Origin of the sequence: Cellulosilyticum ruminicola JCM 14822 (assembly GCF_001311925.1) — a bacterium.
GTDB lineage: Bacteria > Bacillota > Clostridia > Lachnospirales > Cellulosilyticaceae > Cellulosilyticum > Cellulosilyticum ruminicola.
Genome location: NZ_BBCG01000049.1, coordinates 21657 through 28468 on the forward strand (window position 1 = coordinate 21657; position 6812 = coordinate 28468).

At 31.0% G+C, this 6812-nt stretch carries 8 protein-coding genes and 1 pseudogene; 2 read left to right on the forward strand and 7 right to left on the reverse strand.

Annotation, left to right across the window (positions count from 1 at the left end; genetic code table 11):
- Window positions 1-217 precede the first annotated feature (217 nt).
- The 7 genes and pseudogenes from JCM14822_RS13950 to JCM14822_RS25130 all read right to left on the reverse strand — a co-directional run.
- Window positions 218-580 carry a hypothetical protein gene (locus JCM14822_RS13950; RefSeq protein WP_054742975.1) on the reverse strand — a complete coding sequence of 121 codons (363 nt, stop codon included), beginning with the start codon at window positions 578-580 and terminating at the stop codon, window positions 218-220.
- The gene (locus JCM14822_RS13955; protein WP_054742976.1) at window positions 577-2181 is read right to left on the reverse strand and encodes a BMP family ABC transporter substrate-binding protein; all 1605 of its coding nucleotides are present in this window, start codon (window positions 2179-2181) and stop codon (window positions 577-579) included. The genes JCM14822_RS13950 and JCM14822_RS13955 overlap by 4 nt, the downstream gene beginning before the upstream one ends.
- Before the next feature lie 34 nt (window positions 2182-2215).
- Entirely contained in the window at window positions 2216-2581 is a 366-nt protein-coding gene (locus JCM14822_RS13960; RefSeq protein WP_054742977.1) for a hypothetical protein, read from the reverse strand.
- Between the two features lie 65 nt (window positions 2582-2646).
- Complete coding sequence (locus JCM14822_RS13965; RefSeq protein ID WP_054742978.1) at window positions 2647-3414, reverse strand: DUF3298 and DUF4163 domain-containing protein; 768 nt, start codon at window positions 3412-3414, stop codon at window positions 2647-2649.
- Window positions 3415-3863: 449 nt separating this feature from the next.
- Window positions 3864-4397, reverse strand: a complete 534-nt coding sequence (locus JCM14822_RS13970; protein ID WP_054742979.1) for a transposase — start codon at window positions 4395-4397, stop codon at window positions 3864-3866.
- Window positions 4378-4488 carry a hypothetical protein gene (locus JCM14822_RS20455; protein ID WP_157047778.1) on the reverse strand — a complete coding sequence of 37 codons (111 nt, stop codon included), beginning with the start codon at window positions 4486-4488 and terminating at the stop codon, window positions 4378-4380. The genes JCM14822_RS13970 and JCM14822_RS20455 overlap by 20 nt, the downstream gene beginning before the upstream one ends.
- Before the next feature lie 360 nt (window positions 4489-4848).
- Window positions 4849-5399 (reverse strand): annotated as a pseudogene (locus JCM14822_RS25130) (IS982 family transposase); the annotation flags it as partial.
- A 430-nt stretch (window positions 5400-5829) separates the two neighbouring features.
- Here JCM14822_RS25130 and JCM14822_RS13985 point away from each other — a divergent pair.
- Together JCM14822_RS13985 and JCM14822_RS13990 are read left to right on the forward strand one after the other, a co-directional pair.
- The gene (locus JCM14822_RS13985) at window positions 5830-6111 is read left to right on the forward strand and encodes a PH domain-containing protein (RefSeq protein WP_054742982.1); all 282 of its coding nucleotides are present in this window, start codon (window positions 5830-5832) and stop codon (window positions 6109-6111) included.
- 197 nt (window positions 6112-6308) lie between these two features.
- On the forward strand, window positions 6309-6710 hold the full coding sequence (locus tag JCM14822_RS13990) for a helix-turn-helix domain-containing protein (RefSeq protein ID WP_054742983.1): 402 nt from the start codon (window positions 6309-6311) through the stop codon (window positions 6708-6710).
- The last annotated feature ends 102 nt before the right edge of the window (window positions 6711-6812 follow it).

Below are 6812 nucleotides of genomic sequence, written 5' to 3' on the forward strand. Positions count from 1 at the left end.
ACATAAGATGAATCAAGGAGTTGATACCATGCCAAATAGTTCATTTTGTATTGCAAATCTTTCCGATATTGAAAAACAAGAATTATATGAAGCTTAACAAGCACTTAAGTAAAAAACAGTTAAAGATTACATGCTTATTGCATGTAAATCCCAAAGTTAACAATATAAAAAACGGCAGAACTTAGTTCTGCCGTTTTTTATTATACATCTTATAATATTATGCTTTACCAGTAAGTCCTTTCATATAAGAAAAAGGATCTGTTGGAATAAGTGTTTTGATATCAGGTATTTCACCTTTTACCCCATCTACTAACCAATCCATGTGTACAATATCACTATAATCAAGTGAAGTATTACGTTTTACTTTAAGCACGTGATTTTGATCATAGATAGGTCCTTCAAAAATATTAAATTCATTACGCATAATAGATTTTTTAATATTTTCTACTAAATATTTCATTGGTGCATTAATATTACGATTTGAATAAAGGATATCTACGATACCATTATTCATACCTTGCCAAAAGTTAATTGTACGTTTTTCAGACTCTTCATATAAGTTACGCCAAGTACCATTCAAGATATTCTGAATAACACCTTCATAAAATACACCCCAGTTCCAGATTGCCATAGCATAGTGTATTTTTCATGGGTTTTGGCATCTATTTTATAAACACCGTATCCTTTTGAAATATCTCCTGGTATTGGTAAATCTTCATTAGAAATAATATCTGCGCCCATCTGTAATAATTTTTCAGCAATACATTTACCACCTTCTGGATTATCCCAGCGATTAGTCCAAAGTGCTTTAACTGTTACATAAGGATTAACGGCTCTTGCACCTAATGTAAAGGCATTAATACTACTAATAACCTCTGAAATAGGATAAGGTGCAACATAGCCTATCACATTAGTTTGTGTCATGCTTCCTGCAATCATCCCTAATAAATAACGTGGCTCATGGATACGACCATAATATAATGTTAATGATTTATAAGAATGTGTTGCTGCACAGTTAAAGAACTTCACATTTGGAAACTCAATAGCTGCTTTTAATGCAGGTGCTAAGAAAGTTGGACTTGTTGCAAATACAATATCGTATCCTGTCTCAGCTAACTTTTTAAATGTTTCGAAAGCACGTTCATCTTCTGATACATTACAAATTTTTTCAGTTGTAATCTGACCTTTAAAAATGTTATCAATATGTAGTCTGCCTAATTCATGACTATAAGCCCATCCTGAATTATCAGATTGCTTTGCATACACAAAGGCAACCTTTAAAGCCTTTTTAGGAAGCATAAAGTCTGTTAAATTACTAAAACGTAATTTCTTACGTGGTGTTTCAATAGCCTCTGTTTCTACACTTACAACATCTTTCACAGAACTTTGAAGTTCTGAAATTAAACTTTTAATATTTACTCGATGTTTTTCAGGGGTAATCTCTGTTTCTAACCCATAGACCTTAAGGAATGTTAAAAAGGCATCTCCAGTTGTAAGACTAAGTTTCCCGCCACCTTGTTCGTGATAGATTTGTCTAAAAGGACGATAAATGTTGGCTAAAAAGATTTTACCTTTTTCACCAGGTTCACTATCTTCATCTCCCTCATAAGGATATTGATTAAAATAATTAGTCAATTCATCAAATGATCCTTCTTTAGAAAACCATATGCTATTAATACGTGTTACTTTGTAAAAGTCCATAAATTCATAGTATATATTATTTTGTACATCATCTGGATTACGTTTTGGAATTAAGCGAATAACATGCCCACTGATTGTGGTTCCTTTGAGATATTTGAGCACACTTACACGTTTATTACCTTCTATAACGAAAAAACGATTTAAATACTCATATACTTTAATAGGATCTGCAATACCTTTGTCAATATGATAATGATATAAATGCATCCATTTAGATGCAAATTCAGTTTGTATTGGCATAATAGGCATAAAGTTATCTGCAAATGAAATACTTCTAGAATGTGTATAAGTTCCTATGATTTTATCAATCGGAATATCGATTAATCCTAAAGGGTATTCTGCTGCCACGTCATTTGGCTGTAACATCCCATCTAATGCTGGTAAATAACCTGACTGACCAGCAGATGTTTTTTGATTCCAAGATAATTTACCACTTTTATATGCTAGTTCATAAATATGTTCTATTTCCATACGATTCATGATGTTCACCTACTTTCATCAAAAATGCTGGGATTTATCTTCTTTTAAAACACTCAAGTGTTTCTTCATCCATCCCCCAATATAAATATCTACCTTCTATATGATAAGACATTATAAAAGTTAAACCGTCTATTGTATATTCCATGGTATTAGGAGAAATAATATGATAAGTACCAATAAGTGTGCTTGTTGATAGTTTTACATGTTCATCTTCTGTAAACTTAACGGATGCATCTGTTTCGGTTGAAACCCATGTGCCAACTAAAGTAGGTTGTTCATAAGCTGCAGTAAAGTTTAAAATGAAAAAACTAGCAACAAGTACACCTGCAATAAATGCTAACATTAAGATTGCTTTGAACCATATGTGATTTTTTTTCGTGTACATATTATTTTTGTACATGCTTTCCTCCTTTTTAGAATAATATACTATTTTTATATTACACTAAAAAGTAAAAAATGACAATTTCATTTAAGGATGTCTTTGATTGTTTCTGAATTAATTGGAAATGAAATAGCACCTGCAGCGTAAGGTGCAATTTCATACACATTAAATACAATAATAATCTGACCATGTTTATCTATATAAAATTGTGTAGTATCTTTAATACTTGTAAAGCCATCACCATTAGTAAAGAAATATTCACCTTTTGCAGTACGTTCTTTAATCTGAGTTGTAATTTCTGCATTGATTCTTTCAATATAAGGTGTATTTTCTTTAAACAAATCTTTAAGCATAATTTCAGTATTGTTAAGTGTATCAGTTACAATATATTTTTGTGTGCTTAATCCATGTGCCCCTCCGCTATATTCATAATCTAAGAATTCTAGTACAAAGTAAGGAGATGTGCTTTCAATAATTGTGAAGTTTGATAAATACTCAAACTTTAAAGGTGGAATATTGGTTTCTAAACTTTGTTTATTATAGGTTTCCGCATTTTGAATAGCTGTTTTAGCCTTATTTGTTCCCTCCTGTAAAAAACGATGATTTAATAATTTTTCAAATTTTTTATCGCTGAATCCATGAACTTGTGGTACTTTTACATCTAGATAGAGTTTGGAGCTATCTTTATGAATATGTTTAGTACTTGTCATAATACATGGTACATCTACCATAACAAAAATAGCTGTACCAGGTTTATCTTTTTTATTTGTTTGAGCCTGAATAATCATAGGTGAAACAAGTGTGAAACTACATAAGAGGTATAACATCATCTTAAAAGCTTTCTTTTTCATATATTGCCGCCCCCTAAAGCATATTTTATATTATTATTTTGTCCTAATAGAATACTTCTATGTTAAGTAAACTTTTGCAAATCTGCAAAGTATTTCATTAAGAAAAATATGCTAATCTTCTAATTGAGGTGGCTCATTAGTTATAAAAAAAGGATAAATACGGATAAATAAATGGATAAATTTACTAATTCTATTCAAACGATGCATCACTATTTTTATACACGTCATACGTACAATCTTAACTTTTGCATCTATTATTTGAGGATATTTCACAATTCAAAAGTTCCCTTCTGTGGATAAAATCTTTAATTTTTTATAGAAAATTAAAAAAATTAAGTCATTCAGTTCAACCAGTAAAATTTGATATTTTTTATCCACAGGCTTTGTTACAATATTTTTTTAATTACTTAGAATTTATGCTGATACAGTTTGATTTTTTTGAGCATTATTTAATCTTGACGCAAGCAGAGCAATACAACAAATATCCATAAATACTTTTGCTTTTTCATTGTTGGTACTCTAAGATTATCTAAACTATAATTATCTTTTAAATCACTAAAGGTTCTTTCTACGGAAGTCCTTTGATTATACAGTTTTTTATAGGACTCTGTTCCTCTAAATGGTGAACTTATAAATCGTGGATTATCTTTTATCTTTACTTTTCCTATATAACCACTTAATGTACTTGTACACCAATTAGAACCCCTTTCACATGAACATTTGCCACAAGTATGTGGACATAGAATGCGTATTGTACCATTATCATTTCCGCCGTAAACGTATAAATGATTCATAGCACATACTAGCTGTCCTTCAAAGTTTATACCTTCTAGTGATATTTTTGTGTTTCTACAATTGATAGGAATAATGCCTTGACCATTATATTTTTCATAGAAGGCCTGATAAAGTTCAGGTTTATCATAGCCTGCATCCATTAAGTAGTATGAAGGTTTAAATAGTTCTTCATAATCTTCCTTGTACAAGTGGCTCTGCCATATCCATATCGACTACATTAGCTGGAGTAATCATGTACGATAATGTAATACCACTCGCAGTATCAACTAATGCATGCATTTTCCAACCAAACCATTTAATAAAGTTACCATTAGTGTCAAGTTTACCTCCCCAGTTAGGAAAAGTTACATCATCTTTTTAAGAGGTAGGGCATATTCAAAGACATTTATTTTGCTAGCATCTATAGCAACATTAGTTGCATCAATAAGTCCTAGAGAGTTAGCTTTATAAATCATTCTCCTATAAGTTCTTTCTAAAATATCTGTCTCAGAAAGCTTTTTAATAAAACGCGTAAAAGTTGCTGCACTAAGAGTTTTAGAAATATAACGACATGTGTTAGATTATCTCAACTTATAAATAGGATAAATATAGTAATACATCAGGTTGTATAATTCCTAAAATAATTATACTAAGGTCTATTTATCCAAATATTAAATGCTTAATCTGTCCAGTTTCTTTATTACCAAGGCATTTGTTCATGAAATATGCGATGTTATGCCCTAAAATTTTACTTTGATTCCTTGCTTTTAAGTCACTCATTAAATTGGCTAATACCTCATTGATATGGAATTGTTCTGCTAGCTGCGAGAATGTAGTTTCTATACGTCTTCGATGCTTACTAATCCAGTTTCTTAAATCTTTTGGGTAAGGGTTCTTACTGTTATTTCTTTTTAAAGCCAGCAAGGTCATATTTTTCTCATTTTTTAGTTCTTGGGCAATATGATCACCTATATATCCTTTGTCACCTAGAACAATAGGTTGATAGACATCTGATAATAGTTCCCATAGAATAGCACAATCATCTACGTTGGCAGCTGTATTTCAATTTCTGCAAGATAACCATCTAAAGTAACTGCAGCATGAAGCTTTAAACCGTAATAAGTTTCTTTTTTAGATGCACACTAACCATAAGATGAAATATCTCTAAATCGTTTGCTAAAATGAGCTCTGCCAAATTCACAAACAGGAATAGAGATATAAGTTTGTCTGGTGGCAAGAACATCCTTTTACAAGCGATGACTTAATTATACTTCATCAAAAGGCTTTTGAATACTTTGGTGGAATCGTCTATGATCAAGATAGGATTATTATTGTTTTAGAAAATGCAGGTGATATCATTTGTACAGAAACTTTTCAAAATTATATTTACCACATGAAATTTAAAATGGGACTTTGCAGGGCATATAACCCAGAAAGTAAAGGGAAAGTTAAAGCTGTTGTAAAGTTTGCAAAGAATAACTTTGCAAAACATAGAATTTTTAAGGACATTGATTCATTTAATGATGAAAATCTGCTTTGCCTTGATAGGACTGGAAATGGAAAGGTTCACGATATAACAAAAAAGTACCCAAAGAAGTGTTCACCCTTGAAAAATAACACTTACTTCAGATACCTTCTTCATTGTTTAATCAACAATCTAACTCTAGATTAACGTATTCTGTTCGAAAAAACAATACTATTTCTTATAAACAAAATCGTTATCAATTACCTAAAGGTACTTACTCTCCTGGGAAAGAAGTTCTTCTTTCTCTAAATGGTGATACGTTAGATTTATTAGATGTTGATACTGGAGAAGTATTAGTAACTCATAAAATCGCTACTGGTAAGGGCAACTTAATTCAAGAACATATTAAAGGCAGTAATCTTTTAGCTCTTAAGTATTGGAATACTCCAATCATATAACAGAAGCTGTGCAATTTTTAGCAGATATAGAATCCTCAAAACCTCGTTATTATCGAGATCAGCTTTTCTCATTAAAACAGTCTTGTAAACAACATACTATTGAAGATAGATGTATATGATACTCTAAAATGGAACCACTTCAATCTTATAATCATATGTACAAACAATTACATATGGGGTAATATGGAGTGATTACTTTGATACAGAAACAAGAAATTATTATGGCAGCTCTTAATGGAAAATCTCAAAGAGCTATTGCTAGAGAGTTTGGCATAGGACGTAATACGATAAGAAGATACATTAAGCAATACTATGCTTCTCGAGAAAAACTCATTGCAACAAATCCTCAGTCTGAAGATTTTCCTTTAATTATTCAACAAGTAGTAGAAAAAACTAAATATGATACCTCTTCTCGATCAAAAACAAAGTTAACACCAGAAGTTATATATAAGATCCAGATGTATCTTGAACAAAACCATGAAAAAAATATACCACTGTTTGTAAAGCTGTTAGACAACTCAATAAACAATCTAAAGAAGCCTATATTAAACAAGAATATAAGCTTGGCGATGTGTGTGAATTCGATTGGGGTGAAGTGAAGCTTTACATCAATAGTGATAAGCCAACTGTTTATCAGTTAGCAGCCTTTACAACTGCGAAAGGTAACTTTAGATATGCAAGACTCTTTCGTTCTCAGAAAA